This window comes from Bradyrhizobium sp. AZCC 1610, from assembly GCF_036924515.1.
Taxonomy (GTDB): Bacteria; Pseudomonadota; Alphaproteobacteria; order Rhizobiales; family Xanthobacteraceae; genus Bradyrhizobium.
Window position 1 is genome coordinate 705,366 of sequence record NZ_JAZHRR010000001.1, and the last position, 18,313, is coordinate 723,678.

At 63.5% G+C, this 18,313-nt stretch carries 19 protein-coding genes, 1 pseudogene and 1 riboswitch; of the genes and pseudogenes, 10 read left to right on the forward strand and 10 right to left on the reverse strand.

Annotated elements, in window-relative coordinates:
- Positions 1-282 precede the first annotated feature (282 nt).
- The 3 genes from V1279_RS03495 (at position 283) to hisS (ending at position 3,973) form a co-directional block, all read left to right on the forward strand.
- A complete protein-coding gene (locus V1279_RS03495; protein ID WP_334432494.1) occupies positions 283-1,359 on the forward strand; it encodes a branched-chain amino acid aminotransferase in 1,077 nt (358 codons plus the stop codon).
- Positions 1,360-1,373: 14 nt separating this feature from the next.
- Positions 1,374-2,264 carry a branched-chain amino acid aminotransferase gene (locus V1279_RS03500; protein ID WP_334432496.1) on the forward strand — a complete coding sequence of 297 codons (891 nt, stop codon included), beginning with the start codon at positions 1,374-1,376 and terminating at the stop codon, positions 2,262-2,264.
- A gap of 236 nt (positions 2,265-2,500) precedes the next feature.
- Positions 2,501-3,973 (forward strand): histidine--tRNA ligase, encoded by a 1,473-nt coding sequence (hisS, locus tag V1279_RS03505; RefSeq protein ID WP_334432498.1) that lies wholly within the window; start codon positions 2,501-2,503, stop codon positions 3,971-3,973.
- Between the two features lie 41 nt (positions 3,974-4,014).
- Here hisS and V1279_RS03510 read toward each other — a convergent pair whose 3' ends face one another.
- Entirely contained in the window at positions 4,015-5,169 is a 1,155-nt protein-coding gene (locus tag V1279_RS03510) for an IS4 family transposase (protein ID WP_334432501.1), read from the reverse strand.
- Between the two features lie 194 nt (positions 5,170-5,363).
- Between V1279_RS03510 and V1279_RS03515 the strand changes: the two genes are divergently transcribed.
- Together V1279_RS03515 and V1279_RS03520 are read left to right on the forward strand one after the other, a co-directional pair.
- Positions 5,364-5,573 (forward strand): tautomerase family protein, encoded by a 210-nt coding sequence (locus tag V1279_RS03515; RefSeq protein WP_161849727.1) that lies wholly within the window; start codon positions 5,364-5,366, stop codon positions 5,571-5,573.
- 161 nt (positions 5,574-5,734) lie between these two features.
- Entirely contained in the window at positions 5,735-6,130 is a 396-nt protein-coding gene (locus V1279_RS03520) for a thioesterase family protein (protein ID WP_334432503.1), read from the forward strand.
- Positions 6,131-6,239: 109 nt separating this feature from the next.
- On the opposite strand, the gene proC is transcribed toward V1279_RS03520, so the two are convergent.
- From proC to V1279_RS03535, 3 genes are all read right to left on the reverse strand, one after another.
- Positions 6,240-7,073 carry a pyrroline-5-carboxylate reductase gene (gene proC, locus V1279_RS03525; RefSeq protein WP_334432505.1) on the reverse strand — a complete coding sequence of 278 codons (834 nt, stop codon included), beginning with the start codon at positions 7,071-7,073 and terminating at the stop codon, positions 6,240-6,242.
- Positions 7,074-7,279: 206 nt separating this feature from the next.
- A complete protein-coding gene (locus tag V1279_RS03530; RefSeq protein ID WP_334432506.1) occupies positions 7,280-7,780 on the reverse strand; it encodes a YbjN domain-containing protein in 501 nt (166 codons plus the stop codon).
- A 476-nt stretch (positions 7,781-8,256) separates the two neighbouring features.
- Positions 8,257-9,234: a Bug family tripartite tricarboxylate transporter substrate binding protein gene (locus V1279_RS03535; protein ID WP_334432507.1), complete on the reverse strand. Its 978-nt coding sequence runs from the start codon at positions 9,232-9,234 to the stop codon at positions 8,257-8,259.
- A gap of 184 nt (positions 9,235-9,418) precedes the next feature.
- Positions 9,419-9,572: riboswitch (FMN riboswitch) on the forward strand.
- Positions 9,573-9,650: 78 nt separating this feature from the next.
- Here V1279_RS03535 and V1279_RS03540 point away from each other — a divergent pair.
- Entirely contained in the window at positions 9,651-10,229 is a 579-nt protein-coding gene (locus V1279_RS03540) for a 6,7-dimethyl-8-ribityllumazine synthase (RefSeq protein ID WP_334432509.1), read from the forward strand.
- Positions 10,230-10,330: 101 nt separating this feature from the next.
- Positions 10,331-11,146, forward strand: a complete 816-nt coding sequence (locus V1279_RS03545) for an SDR family NAD(P)-dependent oxidoreductase (protein ID WP_334432511.1) — start codon at positions 10,331-10,333, stop codon at positions 11,144-11,146.
- Between the two features lie 103 nt (positions 11,147-11,249).
- Here the strand turns inward: V1279_RS03545 and V1279_RS03550 are convergent, their stop codons facing one another.
- On the reverse strand, positions 11,250-12,203 hold the full coding sequence (locus tag V1279_RS03550; protein WP_334446194.1) for a ribose-phosphate pyrophosphokinase: 954 nt from the start codon (positions 12,201-12,203) through the stop codon (positions 11,250-11,252).
- Between the two features lie 172 nt (positions 12,204-12,375).
- A complete protein-coding gene (locus V1279_RS03555) occupies positions 12,376-12,996 on the reverse strand; it encodes a hypothetical protein (RefSeq protein ID WP_334432514.1) in 621 nt (206 codons plus the stop codon).
- A 238-nt stretch (positions 12,997-13,234) separates the two neighbouring features.
- Here V1279_RS03555 and V1279_RS03560 point away from each other — a divergent pair.
- A pseudogene (locus V1279_RS03560) lies at positions 13,235-13,381 on the forward strand (zinc-binding dehydrogenase); the annotation flags it as partial.
- Between the two features lie 4 nt (positions 13,382-13,385).
- Here the strand turns inward: V1279_RS03560 and pgeF are convergent.
- Genes pgeF through V1279_RS03580 form a run of 4 tightly spaced genes read right to left on the reverse strand, consistent with a single transcriptional unit; the run spans position 13,386 to position 16,875 of the window.
- Positions 13,386-14,153 carry a peptidoglycan editing factor PgeF gene (gene pgeF, locus V1279_RS03565; protein ID WP_334432516.1) on the reverse strand — a complete coding sequence of 256 codons (768 nt, stop codon included), beginning with the start codon at positions 14,151-14,153 and terminating at the stop codon, positions 13,386-13,388.
- Positions 14,150-15,277 carry a class I SAM-dependent methyltransferase gene (locus V1279_RS03570; RefSeq protein ID WP_442894727.1) on the reverse strand — a complete coding sequence of 376 codons (1,128 nt, stop codon included), beginning with the start codon at positions 15,275-15,277 and terminating at the stop codon, positions 14,150-14,152. Before V1279_RS03570 ends, pgeF begins: the two co-directional genes overlap by 4 nt.
- 8 nt (positions 15,278-15,285) lie before the next feature.
- A complete protein-coding gene (gene lgt / locus V1279_RS03575) occupies positions 15,286-16,128 on the reverse strand; it encodes a prolipoprotein diacylglyceryl transferase (RefSeq protein WP_334432518.1) in 843 nt (280 codons plus the stop codon).
- Positions 16,129-16,140: 12 nt separating this feature from the next.
- Entirely contained in the window at positions 16,141-16,875 is a 735-nt protein-coding gene (locus tag V1279_RS03580; protein ID WP_334432520.1) for a dienelactone hydrolase family protein, read from the reverse strand.
- 195 nt (positions 16,876-17,070) lie between these two features.
- Here V1279_RS03580 and V1279_RS03585 point away from each other — a divergent pair, with 195 nt between their 5' ends.
- Together V1279_RS03585 and V1279_RS03590 are read left to right on the forward strand one after the other, a co-directional pair.
- Complete coding sequence (locus tag V1279_RS03585) at positions 17,071-17,352, forward strand: accessory factor UbiK family protein (RefSeq protein ID WP_334432523.1); 282 nt, start codon at positions 17,071-17,073, stop codon at positions 17,350-17,352.
- Between the two features lie 223 nt (positions 17,353-17,575).
- Positions 17,576-18,298: a 50S ribosomal protein L25/general stress protein Ctc gene (locus V1279_RS03590; protein WP_334432525.1), complete on the forward strand. Its 723-nt coding sequence runs from the start codon at positions 17,576-17,578 to the stop codon at positions 18,296-18,298.
- The last annotated feature ends 15 nt before the right edge of the window (positions 18,299-18,313 follow it).

The following is an 18,313-nucleotide window of genomic DNA, read 5'->3' on the forward strand; positions in this document are numbered from 1 at the left end:
CATATCTTGGGTTCAATGTTACAAAACTGCCAGCCACGACGAAACTTTAAGTCGTTTCGAACTTGGTGACGTGTCAGGCAGCCGGAAAAAGCCAGCAATGGCGGCAACGGCCGCAAATGGACTACCGTGCGATTGTCGAGCGGCATATCGGCAAACATACTGGACTTCGGCATTCCGCAAAAGCATGTCCTCAGTCCAGACCTATTAAGCCAGCCCGCCGGGAGCGGCAGGCCGGCGCCAGAAATCGCGCCGATTCCGACAGCAAGGGCAGGAAGCAAGGGTATGAGCTTGAAATTCGACATCCAGCCTGCGGCGAATCCGACGCCGGAGCAGGAGCGCACGGCAAGGCTCGCGGACCCGGGCTTCGGCCGGATCTTCACCGATCACATGGCGATCGTGCGCTACAACCAGGCCAACGGCTGGCACGACGCGCGCGTCGAATCCCGCGCGAATTTCCCGCTCGATCCTGCCACAGCCGTCCTGCACTACGCGCAGGAGATTTTCGAAGGCCTCAAGGCCTACAGGCGCGACAACGGCGTGAACCTGTTCCGCCCCGACGCCAATGCCCGGCGCTTCAGAAACTCGGCCGAGCGCATGGCTATGGCGCCGCTGCCCGAGCCTGTGTTCATCGAAGCGGTCGAGCAGCTCGTGCGCATCGACAGCGCCTGGATACCGGGCGGCGAGGGCAGTCTCTATTTGCGGCCGTTCATGATCGCGAGCGAGGTCTTCCTCGGCGTGAAGCCGTCAGCGGAATACATCTTCGCCGTTATCGCTTCGCCCGTCGGCTCCTATTTCAAGGGCGGACCCGCGCCAGTGTCGATCTGGGTGTCGGAGAACTACACGCGCGCCGCGATCGGCGGCACCGGCGCCGTCAAATGCGGCGGCAATTACGCCGCAAGCCTGCGCGCGCAGGCCGAGGCCATCGAGCACGGCTGCGATCAGGTCGTTTTCCTCGATGCGGTCGAGCGCCGCTACATCGAGGAACTCGGCGGCATGAATGTCTTCTTCGTGTTCGACGACGGGTCGCTGCTGACGCCGCCGCTCGGCACGATCCTGCCGGGCATCACCCGCGATTCGATCATCGCGCTCGCGAGGGATGTCGGCACGCCCGTGCGCGAGGAGCTCTACACGATCGATCAGTGGCGCGCGGATGCCGCCAGCGGAAAGCTGAAAGAGGCCTTCGCCTGCGGCACGGCGGCCGTCATCTCGCCGATCGGCAAGGTGTGTTCCGCGAGCGGCGAGTTTCTGATCAGCGGCGGCGCGGCCGGCCCCGTCGCCATGGGGCTGCGCAAGAAGCTCGTCGACATCCAGTACGGTCGCGCGGCCGACCCGCACGACTGGATTAGACAGGTCCTGTGACCGGGAGAGAGACCATGGGAGTGTCGTTCGACAAGATCGATGGCGTGATCTGGTATGATGGAAAGCTGGTGCCGTGGGCCGACGCCAACGTGCATATTCTCACTCATGGCCTGCACTACGCGAGCTGCGTGATCGAGGGCGAGCGCGCCTATGGCGGCAGGGTCTTCAAGAGCACGGCGCATTCCGAGCGGCTGAAGAACTCGGCCAACATCCTCGATTTCGAGATTCCGTATTCGGTGGCCGAGATCGATGCCGCAAAACAGCTCGTGATCGACAAGAACAATTTGCCGGACGCCTATCTGCGTCCGATCGCCTGGCGCGGTTCGGAGATGATGGGCGTGTCGGCGCAGACCAACACCATCCATCTCGCGATCGCCGCCTGGGACTGGCCGAGCTATTTCGATCCGGCCGAGAAATTGAAGGGCATCCGGATCGGCTTGGCCGAATACCGCCGGCCCGATCCGGCGACGATTCCGGCGCTGGCGAAGGCGTCCGGCCTCTACATGATCTGCACCATCAGTAAGCACAAGGCGGAGCGCGCAGGTTATGCCGACGCCATGATGCTGGACTGGCAGGGGCGGGTCGCCGAATGCACCGGCGCCAACATCTTCTTCATCAAGGACGGCAAGATCCACACGCCGATCGCCGACTGTTTCCTCGCCGGCATCACCCGCGCCACCGCGATCGACCTCGCCAGGCGGCGCGGCATCGAGGTGATCGAGCGCCGCATCATGCCGGAGGAGCTCGACGGCTTCACTGAGTGCTTCATCACCGGCACCGCGGCGGAAATAACCCCGGTGTCCGAGATTGCGAATTGGAAGTTCACGCCCGGCAAGATCTCCGAGCTGTTGATGGCCGATTACACCGCCGAAGTGCAGCCCAAGGACAAGGCGGCTGCAGCGTAAGGTCTCTCTCGTGTCCCGGACGCGGCGCAGCGTGCAACGCTGCTCCGCAGAGCCGGGACCCATATCGGCCGTAGTTGGACCCCGGATCAGCAGCGCACCACGGCGCAATTGCGCCGTGCTGCGCAGCGTCCGGGGAACGCCGTCAGGCAATTCTGCGTCAAGCGGCCATGACGAAGCTTGCTGTTAGCCCTGCGACGCGGTTGCCCGGCCGCGCCTTGGCTGGTACCAACGCGGCCATGGCTGAAAAACCCAAAAAACCCCAGAAACTGAAGGCCCGCCTGCCGCGCGGGCTGGAGGATCGTGGCCCGGCCGCGATTGCCGCCACGCGCCAGATGGTCGAGAAAATCCGCGAAGTCTACGAGCGTTACGGCTTTGAGCCGGTGGAAACCCCGGCGATGGAGTTCACCGATGCGCTCGGAAAATTCCTGCCCGACCAGGACCGGCCGAACGAGGGTGTGTTCTCGTTCCAGGACGACGACGAACAGTGGATCTCGCTGCGCTACGACCTGACCGCGCCGCTGGCGCGCTATGTGGCGGAGAATTTCGACGCTTTACCTAAACCCTATCGCAGCTACCGCGCCGGCTATGTCTATCGCAACGAAAAGCCAGGCCCCGGCCGCTTCCGACAGTTCATGCAGTTCGACGCCGACACGGTGGGCTCGGCCTCGCCCGCGGCCGATGCCGAGATGTGCATGATGGCGGCGGATACGATGGAAGCGCTCGGTATTCCGCGTGGCAGCTACCTGGTGAAGGTGAATAACCGCAAGGTGCTGGATGGCGTGAGGGATGCGCTTGGTATCGCCGATGACGGGCAATGGCTGACCGTGATGCGTGCGATCGACAAGCTTGATCGGCTCGGCATCTCCGGCGTTCAGCAATTGCTAGGCGACGGCCGCAAGGACGAGTCGGGCGACTTCACCAAAGGTGCCGGTCTCAAAGCGAATGATATCGCCCTGGTGGTCGGCGCGATCGAACAGGGCGCGCAGATCGATGCGCGGCTGCGCGACAGCAAGGTCGGACAGGAAGGCCGCGACGAACTCGACGCGATAAGCAAGCTCGTTACTGCATCCGGCTATGGGGCGGATCAAATCGTCATCGATCCTTCCGTCGTCCGCGGCCTCGAATATTACACTGGCCCCGTCTACGAGGTCGAACTCACCCTTGAGACCAAGGACGAAAAAGGCCGCCCCGTCCGCTTCGGCTCGATCGGCGGCGGCGGCCGTTATGACGGGCTCGTTTCGCGCTTCCGCGGCGAGCCGGTGCCGGCAACGGGATTTTCCATCGGCGTGTCGCGCCTGCAGGCCGCGCTGACGATGCTGGGCAAGCTCGATACGCGGCCGGACTTCGGGCCGGTCGTGGTCACCGTGTTCGATCGCGATCGTGTCGCCGACTATCAGAAGATGGTCGCGCAGTTGCGCAATGCAAACATCCGCGCCGAGCTCTATCTCGGAAATCCCAAGAACATGGGCAACCAGCTCAAATATGCCGACCGCCGGAATTCGCCTTGCGTGATCATCCAGGGCTCGGATGAAAAGGCGCGCGGCGAAATTCAGATCAAGGATCTGATAGAGGGCGCGAAGGCGGCGGCTGCGATCGCCTCCAACCAGGAATGGCGTGAAACGCGCCCGGCACAGTTTTCCTGCACCGAAGGCGAGATCGTCGCGAAGGTGCGCGAAGTACTGGCGCGCCATGACGTGAAGTGGGGATAGTTGATTTTGTCATACGCGGGCTTGACCCACGGCTGTCCGGTTCATTGTAAGTATAATCCGAGTTTTAACTGGTTTGAGTTGATCGGGATGGGCTGTAGGGGTTCGAGCAACTGGTTGATCGGGCGCCTGCGCATGAGGTTGGAGCGGACGAGCCGGGCAAATACGAGGGGGCTGTGTATTGCCTTTTGAGCGAGCTGGGCCATACGCAAGATGAGAAAAGCGATCAGGGCGGTAGCGATCTGAATGCGAACGGCATTCTCGGAGACCCCGATGAAGTGCCTGATTCGAAGCGTCTGCTTGACCCAGCGGAAGAACAACTCGATCTGCCAACGCTGTTTGTAAAGGTCTGCGATCTCCTGCGCCGGCGCGTCGAGATCATTGGTCACGATGCGCAACAACTTACCGGTGTCGATGATCACGCGGATCTCCCGGACCGGAACTTGCAGCGGATTGTTGCGGCTGTTGGCGAGCCGGGCCGGCAGGTGACCGATCCGGTCGCTCACAATATTGCTGCCCTTGGGAACGCGGTTCTCCTTGACCACGCTGAACGGAGTGTTCTTCTTCAGCCGTGTCACAAAGCGGCAGCCGGCATCATCGAGCCTCGCCCACCAGCCGTAATCGTAATAACCGAGGTCGTAGACGTAGGTTACACCCGGCTCGATCGGCATGGCTTTGGCGGCTGTGATGTCGTTGACGTTGGCCGGTGTCACCGCAAAGTAGACCGGTCGATCGGCATTCGGATCGTAGACGATATGCGCCTTGGCCCCGAACACATCGGCCGAAAACGTCGCCCAGCCTTCGCTCAGGCTAGAGAGCCGAACACTGGTGGAATCAATCAGCCGGACCGCGTCTGCCGCCGCGCGCCGCAGCCCGCGATGCGCTTGCGGCAACATTTGCGCAAACAACTCGCTAAACACTTGCCAAGGCCGTTTCGAATTGGCGTCCGACATCGTCGAACGCTTCACCGGTGTCGCTCCCACATGATAAAGTCGTGTCTCGTGGCTCGCCATTCCGGTCACGGCCTCCCGCAGGCTCGTTGCGCCGCTCAATTGCCCATACAGCAAAGCAATGAGGTGACGCTTCGTCGTCAATTTGCGCACCAACCGGTCGGCTCCGTGCTTTTCCACGATCTGTTCGAATCTAGACCAAGGAATGTGCTTCGTTAGACTATGAAATACGCTATTCTGATGCCGCATGGCGCGGATCTCCTTCCGTGTCTCGAACGTGTGCGAAGCGCTCAAAACACAGAAGAATCCACGTCATGCACCCTGTCCATAAAAATCGAACCGGACAGCCGTGGGCTTGACCCGCGTATCCATCTTCAAAATGATGGATTGCCGGGTCAAGCCCGGCAATGACGGCGAGTAAGCAAAAACAAAGGGAGCTACCAATGCCTGAGATTACCGTGAGCATGGCCGCCGGCCGCACCGACGAACAGAAGGCCGGCATGATGCGCGACATCACGCAGGCGCTGGTCAAGAACCTCGGCGTCGATGCCGATGCGGTGGTGATCCAGATCAACGAAGCGCCGCTGGCCCACAAGATGAAGGGCGGCAAGACATTTGTGGAGCGTGCGGCGGCGGCCGCGGCGAAGAAGTAACTCTCCATCGTCGTCCCTGCGAACGCTGCGAACGCAGGGACCCCATAACCACCGGCGCTTGTTGTTTCGGCAGGTGTTGGCGTCACGGCCTTGACCGAGGCATCACGCGGTATGGGTCCCGGCGCAAGGCCGGGACGACACCGGTTTTGCGGAAGCAATCCATGGACGCACGCGACTTCATCAAGATCGGCATGAGCGCCGAGCGGACGCTGGTCGTACCAGCCGAGCGCACGGTCGGGCATTTCGTGCCCGGCATGCCGATGGTCTATGCGACGCCGATGATGATCCTGGAAATGGAGATGGCATCCAGCGACGCCATCAGGGGTCATCTTCAGCCGGGCTGGATCACGGTCGGAACCGAGGTCGATATCCGCCATCTCGGCGCGTCGCTGGTCGGCGCGACCGTGCGCGTCACGGGAACGGTCGTCGCGGTGGAGCGCCGCGTGATCCGCTTCGAGGTCGAAGCCTTCGAGGGCGCGCGCAAGATCGGCGACGGCCGCCACGCCCGCGGCCTCGTCAGGGTCGAGACGTTTACGAAGCGGCTCGCGGGGAAGTAGCCACTTGCTCGGGCCGTAGGGTGGGCAAAGGCGCCCTTGCGCCGTGCCCACCATCCAGCACGGTGCTCGTGATGGTGGGCACGCTTGCGCTTTGCCCACCCTACGATCCCTACTTCGCCAATTCCTTTGAGCGCTTCGTCGCCGCGGCAATCGCGCGGATCATCAGCGGTTGCATTCCGTCCTTGCCCATCAACACTTCCAGCGCGGCGGCCGTGGTGCCGCCGGGCGAGGTGACGTTCTGGCGCAGCGTGGCGGAATCCTGTTCGGAGCGATGCAGCAGTTCGCCGGAGCCGGCGACGGTTTCGCGCGCGAGCTTGGTTGCAAGTTCTGCCGGCAGGCCGGCCTCAACGCCGGCGCGCGCGAGTTCTTCGGCGAGCAGGAACACATAGGCCGGGCCGGAGCCTGACACGGCGGTCACCGCATCCATCAGGTTTTCATCCTCGACCCATTCGACCGAGCCGGTGGCGCGCAGCAACGCATCGGCCGTGGCGCGTTGCGCGGCGCTGACATTCTTCGCAGGCACAGCAACCGTGATGCCGCGGCCGATCGCGGCCGGTGTGTTCGGCATCGCGCGAACCGCCATGCCGCTGCAGACTTCTTCAAGTGCGGCGATGGTGATGCCCGCCATGATCGAAACGACGAGCGTGTTCGGTCCGACGAAGGACTTCAGCGCCGGTCCGGCTTCCCGGAACGTCTGCGGCTTCACCGCCATGACTAGCGTATCGACTGCGCCGGCGTCCTTCGGATTGAGACGGACGCCCTTGGCGGCGAGCGCCTTGATGTCGTCGGACGGGAAGGGCTCGACCACGATCACGCGGCTTGCGTCGAGGCCGCCGGCCAGCCATCCGGTCAGCATCGCGCCGCCCATCTTGCCGGCGCCGGCGAGCGCGATGGTGCCGTGGAGGTTAGCGAGGGAACTAACTGCGGTGACTGACGACGACATGCGAAATACTCTCTCGTCGTCCCTGCCTAGTGCGCAATTGCGCACGGGCGCAGGGACCCATAACCACAGCCGGTTCTAGTCAAGCGAGAGAAAGGCCACAAGCAGTTTGCTTGGGCTCCAGAGGTCACGGCGTATGGGTTCCTGCTCCCGTGCGCAATTGCGCACTAGGCAGGAACGACATCGAGTGTGCAGAAGCGGCGCGGCTCCTACGCCTCGCCCTCGGTATCGAACATCGCCGCGCTCATCGCCTCCGCGGCGGTTTTCCCGGCCCAGACCACGAACTGGAACGCGGGGTAATAGCGCTCGCAGGCGTGGATGGCGCCGGCCAGCATGACTTCGCATTGCGCGGTCGAGGCGGTCAGCCCGCCCGGCAGCACCAGCGCCTGCCGGTACATGATCATGCCGGTGTGGGTCCAGATGTCGAAATGGCCGACCCATAATTGCTCGTTGATCGCCGCGATCAGCCGCTGCACTTCGGCGCGGCGCGCCGGCGGAATCTTCATGTCGAAGGCGGAGGCCAGATGCAGCGCCTCGATCTCCGCCATCCAGGTGAAGGAGAGCTGATAGTCGGTCCAGTTGCCCTTGGAGACGATAGTGACTTCGTCTTCGCCGGAGCGCTCGAACGCCCAATTGTTTTCGGCGGCAATGTCCTCGATCGCCGCGAGCGGGTTGTTCCGGGAATCGATAATGCCTTCGAGGAGGGACATGCCGTCTCGACCTTGTTTTTTGAATTCTTGTGATACGCACGTGGAGCACGGCGCGCGTTGAACTGCGTCGCCGCCGGCTGCAATCCCGCCGATCGCTGATCCTTCCGGGGCTGCCGAGGCTCAAGTGATGTGATTTGCGGAATCCGCGCAACTGACCCCTGAGTCCGTCCACAGGCCAAAGCGGCGTCGTCCACAGCAGATCGCGGCCACAGTTATTAATTTGAGAACAAACCGGAATCGGATTCGAGCGCTGCGGAGTCCGGCGGCCGGAGAAATCGGGGCCGGTCTGCCACAATGGTTAATTTCTGGTAAATCTTCAGGAATGACCGCGCATCCCGGCGCCGGGACGCCTGCAGATGCCGAGGGCGAAGTTGGTTCCTCGCGCGGAAATGCGCGCCTGGACAGGGCGCGTGCTCCAGCGAAGTGGATGCCGGTTCTGAGGCAATCAGAACCGAAAGGCGCCAGAGGCGGCCGCCTTACTCCGGCTTGAGGCCGCCGGTGCGAACCACCTTGCCCCACTTCTCGGTTTCGTCGGCGATCAGTCTGCCGAAATCGGTCGGTGAGCCCGGCATCGGCGCGCCGCCGATCGCGGCAAGCTTTGCCTTCATGCCGGGATCGGCGATCGCCGCATTGATTTCCTTGTTGAGCTTGTCGACGATCTCCGCCGGCGTGTTTTTCGGCGCGGCGAAACCGTACCACTGGCTGGCTTCATAACCCGGCACGGAATCCGCCACCGTCGGAACCTCCGGCAGATCCGGCATTCGCGCAGCTGTCGTCACCGCGAGCGCGCGCAGCTTGCCGGTCTTGATGTGGTCGGCGGTGCCGGGCGCAGCGGCGAACAGAATCTGCACCTGGCCGCCGAGCAGATCCGTCAGCGCCGGGCCCTGGCCGCGATAGGGGACGTGGACCATGTCGACGCCGGTCATCATCTTGAACAGCTCGCCCGCCATATGCGGCGCGCTGCCGCTGCCGGCCGAGGCCATGTTGACCTTCCCCGGATTGGCTTTGGCGTAAGCGATGAATTCGGGAAGCGTCTGCGCTGATACCGAAGGGTGGACCAGCACCACCATCGGCACGCGGATGACGCCGGCGACCGGCGCGATGTCGCGGACAAAATTGAAGTTCAGTTTTTCGTAGAGCGAGGCGTTGACCGCGTTCGGGACGGTTGCCAGCAGCAGCGTGTAGCCGTCGGGAGCGGCGTTCACGACCGCCTCGGTGCCGATATTGCCGCCGGCGCCGGTGCGGTTCTCGACCACGAAGGGCTGCCCGAGGTGATCGGCCAGCCACTGACCGATCAGGCGCGCGGTGATGTCGACACCGCCGCCGGCAGCGAAGCCCGCGACGATTTTCGTCGGCCGGGTCGGATAATCGAGCGCGGACGCGAAGCGTGGCAAGGCGGGCGCCAGGACGGTGGCGCCTGCGAGTTTGAGGAAATTCCGGCGGAGAAGTTTCATGGTGTGCCCCCTGTTGGCACCAAGGCTATCCCAATTGCAGGGGCGCGGGTAAAGCCGTTCGCGCTGACGTGTGACATGCCCTGTTACGGCGGCATGGGGACATGCCGTTTCCCCATGTCTAAGGTGCTTGCCCCTGTCGCGGCGTTTCGTCATATTTCCTGGCAGGTCGTCCATTCCGGGCGGCCGATGTTCTCAGGGCGGGGTGAAAATCCCCACCGGCGGTAAGGGTGACGTAGCCCAAGCCCGCGAGCGCCTTCCTCTCGATGCGGGAAGAAGGGTCAGCAGATTCGGTGCGATTCCGAAGCCGACGGTTATAGTCCGGATGAAAGAGAACGGTTTGCGGCGGCCTTCGCACGTTTGCGCGTGGGCCGGCGTCGTTCCGTATGCCCTGATTCTGGTCCTGAAAGAGGAAAGCCATGAATCAGATGTTGCAAGAGCCTGAAGTCCAATCCCCACCCCAAAATGTCGAAACGAGCCACGTCCCTGACGTGCCCGAGCGTCCGCCGGTGCATCCGCGGTTCGTCAAGCCGCAGCGCGTCGCCTTCGTGCAGTCGTCCTGGCACCGCGACGTGGTCGAGGAGTGCCGCATCGCATTCCTCGAAGAGATCGAGGCACGCCATATCACCCGCGCGCAGGTCGATCTGTTCGAGGTGCCCGGTTCGTTCGAAATCCCGCTGCATGCGCAACTGCTCGCCAAGACGCGGCGTTACACCGCGATCGTGGCGGCCGGGCTGGTGGTCGACGGCGGCATCTACCGCCACGAATTCGTCGCCGACACCGTGATCAAGGCGTTGATGGACGTGCAATTGCGAACCGAAGTGCCGGTATTCTCCGCGGTGCTGACGCCGCAGCAATTCCACGACAGCGCCGTGCATCACGACTTCTTCCGCAAGCATTTCGTCATCAAGGGCATCGAGGTCGCGGAAGCCTGCGCCAATACGCTGCATAGCCTGGAACGGTTGCGCGGCCAGGTGGCCGCGGGGATCGTTGGGTAAATAGTTTCGTCATTGCTAGCGAAGCAATCCATCGAGCAGCAAGCAAGATGGATTGCTTCGTCGCTCTCGCAATGACGAATGCAGCCTTGATTGGAGCATCGATGGTCAAAACCGAACAAGAATCTTCCGATTGGCTTGGGCTATCAGGCCGCACTTGCGTAGTGACGGGTGGCGGTGGCGGCATCGGCCGCGCCGTTGCCGTCAGCTTCGCCAAGGCCGGCGCCCGCGTCGCCGCCGTCGATCTCGATGAGCGCGGTCTTGAGGTGACGCGCGGCGAACTCGCCGAGCTCGGCGCTGATCACGTCATTGCCCGTTGCGATACCTCTGATGTCGAGAGCGTCACCGCCGCGTCCGCGACGATCGGGAAATCGCTCGGGCCGTGTCACGTGCTGGTCAATACCGCCGCCGTGCTGCGTCCCGGCGCGCTCGACACCCTGTCGCTTGCCGAATGGAACGCGGTCCTGTCGGTCAACCTGACCGGCTACTTCGTCTGCGCGCAGGTTTTCGGCCGGCAGATGCGCGTGCATCGCCGCGGCAGCCTGGTTCACGTGGCCTCGATCGCCGGCAGCAACGCGCAGGGGCAGAGCGGCGCCTACAGCGTCAGCAAGGCCGGCGTGATCATGCTGTCGCGGCAACTTGCCAACGAATGGGGACCGCACGGCATCCGCAGCAACGTCGTCAGCCCCGGCATGGTGATCACGCCGATGAGCCAGTCGTTCTACGATACGCCTGGCGTGACCGAGCGACGCTCCGCCGTGGTGCCGATGCGGCGGGTCGGCATGCCGCAGGATATGGCTGACGCGATCCTGTTCCTGGCCAGTGACCGCGCATCCTATGTCAACGGTGACGAGATCACGGTCGATGGCGGCTATGCCAATATGCTGATGAATTTGGTGCCGCGGCCGGGATTTGAGTGAGGTGCTGTAGGGTGGGCAAAGCGAAGCGTGCCCACCATCTATCCTGAAGCGTCATCGTGAATGGTGGGCACGCTTGCGCTTTGCCCACCCTACGAACCCGGTTCTAGTCGAACAGGCTCGACACCGATTCTTCCGACGCGGTGCGGCTGATCGCTTCCGCAATCAGGGGCGCGATCGACAGCGTGCGGATATTGGCGGCCTTGGTGACCGCCTCGGTCGGCAGGATGGAGTCGGTGATGACGAGTTCCTTCAGCCGCGAGCTGGCGATACGCGCCGCTGCGCCGCCCGACAGCACACCATGGGAGATGTAGGCGTAGACATCCTTGGCGCCATTGGCGAGCAGCGCGTCCGCTGCGTTCACCAGCGTGCCGCCGGAATCCACGATGTCGTCGATCAGGATGCAGGTGTAACCGGCGCAGTCGCCGATCACGTTCATGACTTCAGACTCACCGGCGCGCTCGCGACGCTTGTCGATGATGGCGAGCGGCGTGTTGATGCGCTTGGCGAGTCCGCGGGCGCGTACCACGCCGCCGACGTCGGGCGACACCACCATGACGTTGGAAAGGTCGAAGCGTTCCTTGATGTCACGCACCATGACCGGCGAGGCGAAGAGGTTGTCGGTCGGGATATCGAAGAAGCCCTGGATCTGGCCGGCATGCAGGTCGAGCGTCATGACGCGGTCGACGCCGGCTCGGGTGATCAAATTGGCCACCAGCTTGGCCGAGATCGGCGAGCGCGAACCGACCTTGCGGTCCTGTCGCGCGTAGCCGAAATAGGGAATCACCGCGGTGATGCGGCGCGCCGAAGCCCGGCGCAGCGCGTCGGTGATGATCAACAACTCCATCATATGGTCGTTGGCCGGAAACGACGTCGACTGGATGATGAAGACGTCGGAGCCACGGACGTTTTCCTGGATCTCGACGAAGATTTCCATATCCGCAAAGCGGCGGACGTTGGCCTTGGTCAGCGACAGGTTCAGCCAGTCGGCGATTTCCCGGGCCAGTACCGGATTGGAATTGCCGGCGACCAACTTGATCGAGCCGTTCTTGGCCGCCATCGACGCTTCTCCTCGCGCCTTGCTGGATACGACGTTCAGCATATCGAGAAATCCTCGGAACCGGCGCGTTTTGATGAGCGAGGAGATATCAGGCGGGTGCCTCGGCTGGCAACCCATGGCCTCGGTTTTCCCGGCGAAAAATAGGCCGTTACCGGACTATTTCGGGGCCGCTTTACTGGGCACTGTAGCCCAGCGCCGTGACGCCGGCTGCATCCTGGGCGAGTGCCGTGTCTGCCGCACTCGCAACCGCCGGACCGCCTCGCGCCGGGCCTGGCGCGGGCGCGGCATCCGGGGTTCCATTGATCATGCCCGAGAGGCCGCTAAGGCCGGCCTGCGCAATCTTCCGCAATACGAGGTCGTCGGCTGCCGTCCAGGCGTCGCGGCCGGCCTTGCCGGCCGCTTCCTCGCCGGAAAGCCGCAGCGCGCGCTGCTGGTTGTTGTCGTAGACGTCCCAGACCCAGGCGATCACGGTTTTGCCGCGAACCACCTGTGCCGAGAGGTAGCTGCGCACGCGATAGGAAGCCCCGCCTTCGCGCGAGACGATCGATAAGTTTCGCAGCTTCGATTCGCTGTCGAGCACGCTGACCATCCGGTCGAACACCTGCGGCGGTGGACCGTCGATCGATTCGAACGCCACGGTGGGACCGCTACCCGTCGAAGCCATCGCGTACGAGCCGCTGCCCGTTGCGCCGTTGCCGGCGCAGCCGCCAAGCGCCGAGGCGGCGACAAGCAGCGCCGCGGCGATCATCGCGCGCGGCGCTTTCAGGCGCGAAGCTATCAAGGTGTCCCTCATTGCTCCCTGCGATATCGTTAAAATGTGTTAAGGTCTAGGGCAGCGGGTGCACCGGCCCGCCAAAAAGATTGCGTCGAGCTCGCCCCCGTTCACCTTGTTGTTGCCAGAATTCTTCAGCCCGGCAGGATGATCCATGCGAGCCTTTGTCCTCGACGGCTATGGCGCGATCGCCGACCATGTCCGCCTGGCCGAAATCGCCGATCCGGTCCGGGCCCTGACGACGTCCTGATCGAAATTGGGCGACCAGTTGCGCGACATCGCCGCTTTGGTGGAAGGCGGCGCGATCAGGCCGGTGGTCGACCGCGAATTTGCCTTCGAGCAGTTGCCCGATGCGCTGACCTATCTCGAAGCAGGCCGGGCGCGGGGCAAGGTGGTGCTAAGGTAGGGAATTACTCGCCCGTCAACGCGATCGCGTGGACGTGGCGGCCGTAGTCCGGCTCTTTCCGGTGCACCGAGCGGCGGTAGCTGTAGAAGCGCTCGTCGGAATAGGTATCGACGCCGATGTCGTCGATCATCAGGACGCCGGCATTCTCCAGCCGCATGCGGATAAATCCGGCGAGGTCGAACATGGCGTGGCCTTCGCGCACCGAGGGCATGAAGAACACGCCATTCTCCGTGTCGGCATCAAGAAAACGTTCGACGAATTCGCTGCCGACTTCATAGGAGTGCTGGCGGATCAGCGGACCGATGGCGGCGACGATGCCGGAGCGGTCGGCGCCGAGTTTTTCCATCGCGTCGATGGTGGATTCCAGCACGCCGGTCAGCGCGCCCTTCCAGCCGGCATGGGCGGCGCCGATCACGCGGGCGCCTGCGTCGGCGAACAGGATCGGGCCACAATCCGCGGCGGTGACGCCGATGGCGATGCCTTCCGTGCAGGTGACGAGCGCGTCGGCGCGCGGCTTGTCGCCTTGCCATGGTCCGGTTACCACCACGACATCGGGCGAATGGATCTGGTGGGCGCTGAGCAAAAGCTCGGGCGCAACGCCCATCTGCTCGGCCATCCGGCGGCGATTTTCCGCGACACTGGCCGGATCGTCGTTGGAGCCGAGCCCGCCATTGAGGCCCTGGTAGATTCCGCTGGATATCCCGCCCTCGCGGGTGAAGAAGGCGTGACGCAGCCCTGGAATGGCTGCGAGCAGCGACGATCCGAACGTCATGCTGTTTCGTCTCCCGGCGCCGGCGGTTCGTCGCTGAGGCCTGCGACCGCGGTAAGATTGGGTTCCGTGACCGCAAGCACCTTGAACATCGATCCCATGCCGCCGCGGCCGCTGTCGGTCAGGCGCTTCAGCGCGGCGGAAATATCGGCGGAAACTTCCGCTGTGGTTTTTCCCATCAACGTGACGGCCCGCGTCTCGATGCCGAGCCGCTTGAGGAATTCGCCCTGCGTCACCGGGCCATGAACGCGCGCGCCGACGTCTTCCGCCGCACGCGCCAGCGCCTGGAAATCGACATGGGCGGTGACGTCGGCCTGGCCTGGATTCTTCAGGGGATCGGCAAAGCTGTGGCGGGCGATCGCCTGGAAGGTGTCGCCGGCGTCGCTGCGCAGATGGCCGTAATCGATGATCAGCGCCGCGCCATCCTGGTCGCGCACCCGCGTGGCGATCTTCATCATCTCGGCGTCAGGCCGCCATTCGAACACGGCGCCGACAGGGGCCGCGCGCACCAGCGGCGGCAGCAACACCTCGAAGCGCGGCATCGGCTCGTCCGAGGCCGCGAATACCAGCTTGCCATTGGCGTCGAGGTTGACCACGCGCTCGTGCCAGCCGGTCTCGCGCTTGACCACCTGATGGATCGGCAGCACGTCGAAATATTCGTTAGCGAAAATGACCGCGGCGCCCTCCGGCACGTCGTCGATGCTGTCATGCCAGCTGATGTTGCGGGCGCCGGACAGCGTCGCGCGCTGCTTTTCGCGCAGTACCGGATTGATCTCGACGAGGTGGACCTGAAGCGATTGATAGAGCGGCGGCAGCACCCGGACCGCGCGGAGCGCGTCCGCCATCATGGTGCCGCGGCCGGGGCCGAGTTCGACCAGCCGCAGCATCGGCGGCGACCCGATCGCCTTCCACACCGAAGCCGCCCATAGACCGAGCAACTCGCCGAACATCTGGCTGACCTCGGGCGCGGTGGTGAAATCGCCCTCGCGGCCGAGCGGATCGCGCGACACGTAATAGCCGTGCGCGGGATGCATCAGGCACAGCTCCATGTATCGCCAGACCGGCATCGGTCCTGACGATCTGATCAGCTTGTGGATCTCCGCCTGCAACGGTGAAAATTCGGTCACGGCCTGCCTTAAATCGACTTCTGTATATGCTCCGGCGCCTTGCGGCGCCATGCCATCACAATCAGAATGGCCCCGGCAATGATCATTGGTACCGACAACAGCATACCCATGGTCAGCCCGCCCCACAAAAATCCGAGCTGCGGGTCCGGTTCGCGGAAGAATTCGCTGGTAATGCGCGCAAGCGCGTAGACGGTGATGAAGCTGCCGAGGATCAGGCCCGGCCGTTTCAGGGCGCCCATCCGGACCATGATAGCCAAGACCGCAAACAGTAGGATGCCTTCGAGCCCGGCCTCGTAGAGCTGACTCGGGTGCCGCGGCAGCGGCCCGCCATTTGGAAACACCATCGCCCAGGGCACACTGTCGTCGGCCGGCCGACCCCACAACTCGCTGTTGAGGAAATTGGCAAGCCGCCCAAGGAGCAGCCCGATCGGGGCGACCGCGGTGGTGATGTCGCCAAGCGACAGGATCGAAATGTTGTTTCTGTGGGCAAACAGCATCACCGCTGCGACGCAGCCAAGGAAGCCGCCGTGAAACGACATGCCGCCATTCCACAGCTGGAATATCTCAGCCGGGTGCTGGATGAAGAAGGCGGGATTGTAGAACAGGACGTAACCGGTGCGGCCGCCGACGATAATGCCGATGGTGACCCACAGGATGAAATCATCGATCTGAACCGGCGTAGCCGGCGCCGGACCGCCCCATAACTTTTCGCTCTTAAGCAGCGAGCGCGCGTAGATCCATCCGAGCACGATGCCGCCGATATAGGCCAGCGCATACCAGCGGATCGCGATCGGCCCGATGGAGATCGCGATCGGATCGAACACCGGAAAGGCGATGGTGAGAAAGGGCATCGGGCGCGATGTCTATGGCACGAGGTTGCGGCGATAGAGCGCCAGCAGCCGCTCCCAGTGCCGTTCGGCGGCGTCACGGTGATAGACCGGGCGCTTCGGGAAGGCGAAGCCGTGATGGGTGCCGGGATAGATCTCGACCTCGTTGTTCGATCCCTTCATGCCGGCCGCGACCTTGTCGATAATCTCCTGTGGCGCATAGATGTCGGTCTCGGCGCAAGCGAAATACAGTTCGGCCTTGGCTTTGCTTGCAGCGAGATGCGGGCTGTCGGGCTGGTCGGTCGCGAGATGCGTGCCGTAGATCGAAGCGGCCGCCTTCACACGATCCGGAAAATGCGTCGCCGCGTTGACCGCGTAGCGGCCGCTCATGCAGTAGCCGACGGTGCCGACGATCTTCGTGTTCGCCGCTTCTTGCGTCTCGGCATAGGCGAGCAGCGCCTCGGTGTCCTCCATCACCATGGGAATGTTGATCGAGTTCATGAAGCCGAACATCCGCTTGCGCTCGGGCGCCTCCGGGTCCGGCGGGATCGGTCCCAACTCCATGACGCCGGAGCGGTAATACATATTGGGCAGCATCACGTAATAGCCCGACGTGCCGAGCCGCCGCGCCATGTCACGCAGTTCCTCACGGATCGCGGGAGCGTCCATGTAGAAGATGATGATCGGAAAGGGCCCGCCGCGTTCGGGATGGGTGATGAAGGTTGTGGTCTTGCCGTCCTTGGTCGCGATATCGATCTGCTGGTCGATCATGGGCGTTTCTTCTTGCTTTGTGATTCTGGTGTCTGGCTGGGCGTTCGATACGATTGCAAGGAAAGGCGAGCATGACAAGGCGAACGGTCTTGAAGTCCTTGAACCTTGCTCTTGAACCTTGCTCTTGAACCTTGCCTTTGAGATCGCCATTGTCATGCCGGTGACGATCAATTTGCAGCGACCGGAGCGTTTCAGATGACCCAGACCAGCAATCGGTTTTTCGACGAGATCGGCCGCTTGATGAACGACGCCGCCGGCGCCGCCCAGGGCGTCAAGCGCGAGGTCGATACGGTCGTGCGCAACCAGGCCGAACGCATCCTGCGCGACCTCGACCTCGTCAAACGCGAGGAGTTCGATGCGGTCAAGGACATGGCCCGCCTGGCGCGCGAGGAGAATGAGGCGCTCAAGGGCCGGATCGCGTTGCTGGAAGCCAAGCTCGGCATTTCGCCGGCCGCGCCGGACACCGGCGCAGTCTGAAGACGGACGGATAGGGGTCCAAAGCCGGGCATGACGGCTTGGAGGGAGAGCGGCGTCATTGGCCCAAAACCGCAGAAAAATCCCTTCATTTCCTTGTCATTTCGACCCTTTGGGGCTAAAAGCCCGCCACGTCCGCAGCCCCCGCACCCCTGGAGGCTTGCTGTGGGACGCCAACGGGCCGCGATGCGGCCTTTAACTTTTTAGAAAACAAGGACTTAACACGATGGCGACCGTCAAGGAATTGAAGGCGACCGCGCGTCCGCAGAGCGGCAAGGGGGCCGCCCGGGCAGAGCGTCGCGCCGGGAGAGTGCCCGGAGTGATCTACGGCAACAACCAGCCCCCCGTGACCATTTCGGTCGACGACAAGGAACTGCGCCAGCGCATCCTGGCCGGCCGGTTCCTGACCACACTTTTCGACATCGATCTCGAGGGCAAGAAGCACCGCGTGATTCCGCGCGACTTCCATCTCGATCCGGTGCGTGACTTCCCGCTGCATGTCGATTTCATGCGCCTCGGCGAGGGCGCCACCATCCGCGTCAGCGTTCCCCTGCGCGTTCAGAACGGCGAATCCTCGCCCGGCGTCAAGCGCGGCGGCACCGTCAACATCGTCACCCACACCATCGATCTCGAATGCTCGGTCGACAATATTCCGCAGTACATCGAGGCCGATGTCGGCGCACTGGAAATCAGCCACTCGCTGCATCTGTCCGAGATCAAGCTGCCGACCGGCGTGAAGTCGCTGTCGCGTGAGGACGCGACGCTGGTGACCATCGTGCCGCCGTCCGGCTACGCCGAAGAACAGAAGGCTGCGGCGGCTGCTGCGGCTGCAGGCACGGCCGCTCCGGCGGCGGGTGCTGCGGCGCCGGCTGCTGCCGCGCCTGCGCCGGGTGCTGCGGCTCCGGCGGCTGGTGCGAAAGCGCCGGCTGGCGGCGACAAGAAGAAGTAAGCAGCGGCGGGATGC

What these genes read in the sequence shown, in the direction of transcription:
- V1279_RS03495 (WP_334432494.1), top strand. Translation starts at nt 283, where the DNA reads ATGAGCTTGAAATTCGACATCCAGCCTGCGGCGAATCCGACGCCGGAG.
- V1279_RS03500 (WP_334432496.1), top strand. Translation starts at nt 1,374, where the DNA reads ATGGGAGTGTCGTTCGACAAGATCGATGGCGTGATCTGGTATGATGGA.
- hisS (WP_334432498.1), top strand. Translation starts at nt 2,501, where the DNA reads ATGGCTGAAAAACCCAAAAAACCCCAGAAACTGAAGGCCCGCCTGCCG.
- V1279_RS03510 (WP_334432501.1), bottom strand. Translation starts at nt 5,169, where the DNA reads ATGCGGCATCAGAATAGCGTATTTCATAGTCTAACGAAGCACATTCCT.
- V1279_RS03515 (WP_161849727.1), top strand. Translation starts at nt 5,364, where the DNA reads ATGCCTGAGATTACCGTGAGCATGGCCGCCGGCCGCACCGACGAACAG.
- V1279_RS03520 (WP_334432503.1), top strand. Translation starts at nt 5,735, where the DNA reads ATGGACGCACGCGACTTCATCAAGATCGGCATGAGCGCCGAGCGGACG.
- proC (WP_334432505.1), bottom strand. Translation starts at nt 7,073, where the DNA reads ATGTCGTCGTCAGTCACCGCAGTTAGTTCCCTCGCTAACCTCCACGGC.
- V1279_RS03530 (WP_334432506.1), bottom strand. Translation starts at nt 7,780, where the DNA reads ATGTCCCTCCTCGAAGGCATTATCGATTCCCGGAACAACCCGCTCGCG.
- V1279_RS03535 (WP_334432507.1), bottom strand. Translation starts at nt 9,234, where the DNA reads ATGAAACTTCTCCGCCGGAATTTCCTCAAACTCGCAGGCGCCACCGTC.
- V1279_RS03540 (WP_334432509.1), top strand. Translation starts at nt 9,651, where the DNA reads ATGAATCAGATGTTGCAAGAGCCTGAAGTCCAATCCCCACCCCAAAAT.
- V1279_RS03545 (WP_334432511.1), top strand. Translation starts at nt 10,331, where the DNA reads ATGGTCAAAACCGAACAAGAATCTTCCGATTGGCTTGGGCTATCAGGC.
- V1279_RS03550 (WP_334446194.1), bottom strand. Translation starts at nt 12,203, where the DNA reads ATGGCGGCCAAGAACGGCTCGATCAAGTTGGTCGCCGGCAATTCCAAT.
- V1279_RS03555 (WP_334432514.1), bottom strand. Translation starts at nt 12,996, where the DNA reads ATGAGGGACACCTTGATAGCTTCGCGCCTGAAAGCGCCGCGCGCGATG.
- pgeF (WP_334432516.1), bottom strand. Translation starts at nt 14,153, where the DNA reads ATGACGTTCGGATCGTCGCTGCTCGCAGCCATTCCAGGGCTGCGTCAC.
- lgt (WP_334432518.1), bottom strand. Translation starts at nt 16,128, where the DNA reads ATGCCCTTTCTCACCATCGCCTTTCCGGTGTTCGATCCGATCGCGATC.
- V1279_RS03580 (WP_334432520.1), bottom strand. Translation starts at nt 16,875, where the DNA reads ATGATCGACCAGCAGATCGATATCGCGACCAAGGACGGCAAGACCACA.
- V1279_RS03585 (WP_334432523.1), top strand. Translation starts at nt 17,071, where the DNA reads ATGACCCAGACCAGCAATCGGTTTTTCGACGAGATCGGCCGCTTGATG.
- V1279_RS03590 (WP_334432525.1), top strand. Translation starts at nt 17,576, where the DNA reads ATGGCGACCGTCAAGGAATTGAAGGCGACCGCGCGTCCGCAGAGCGGC.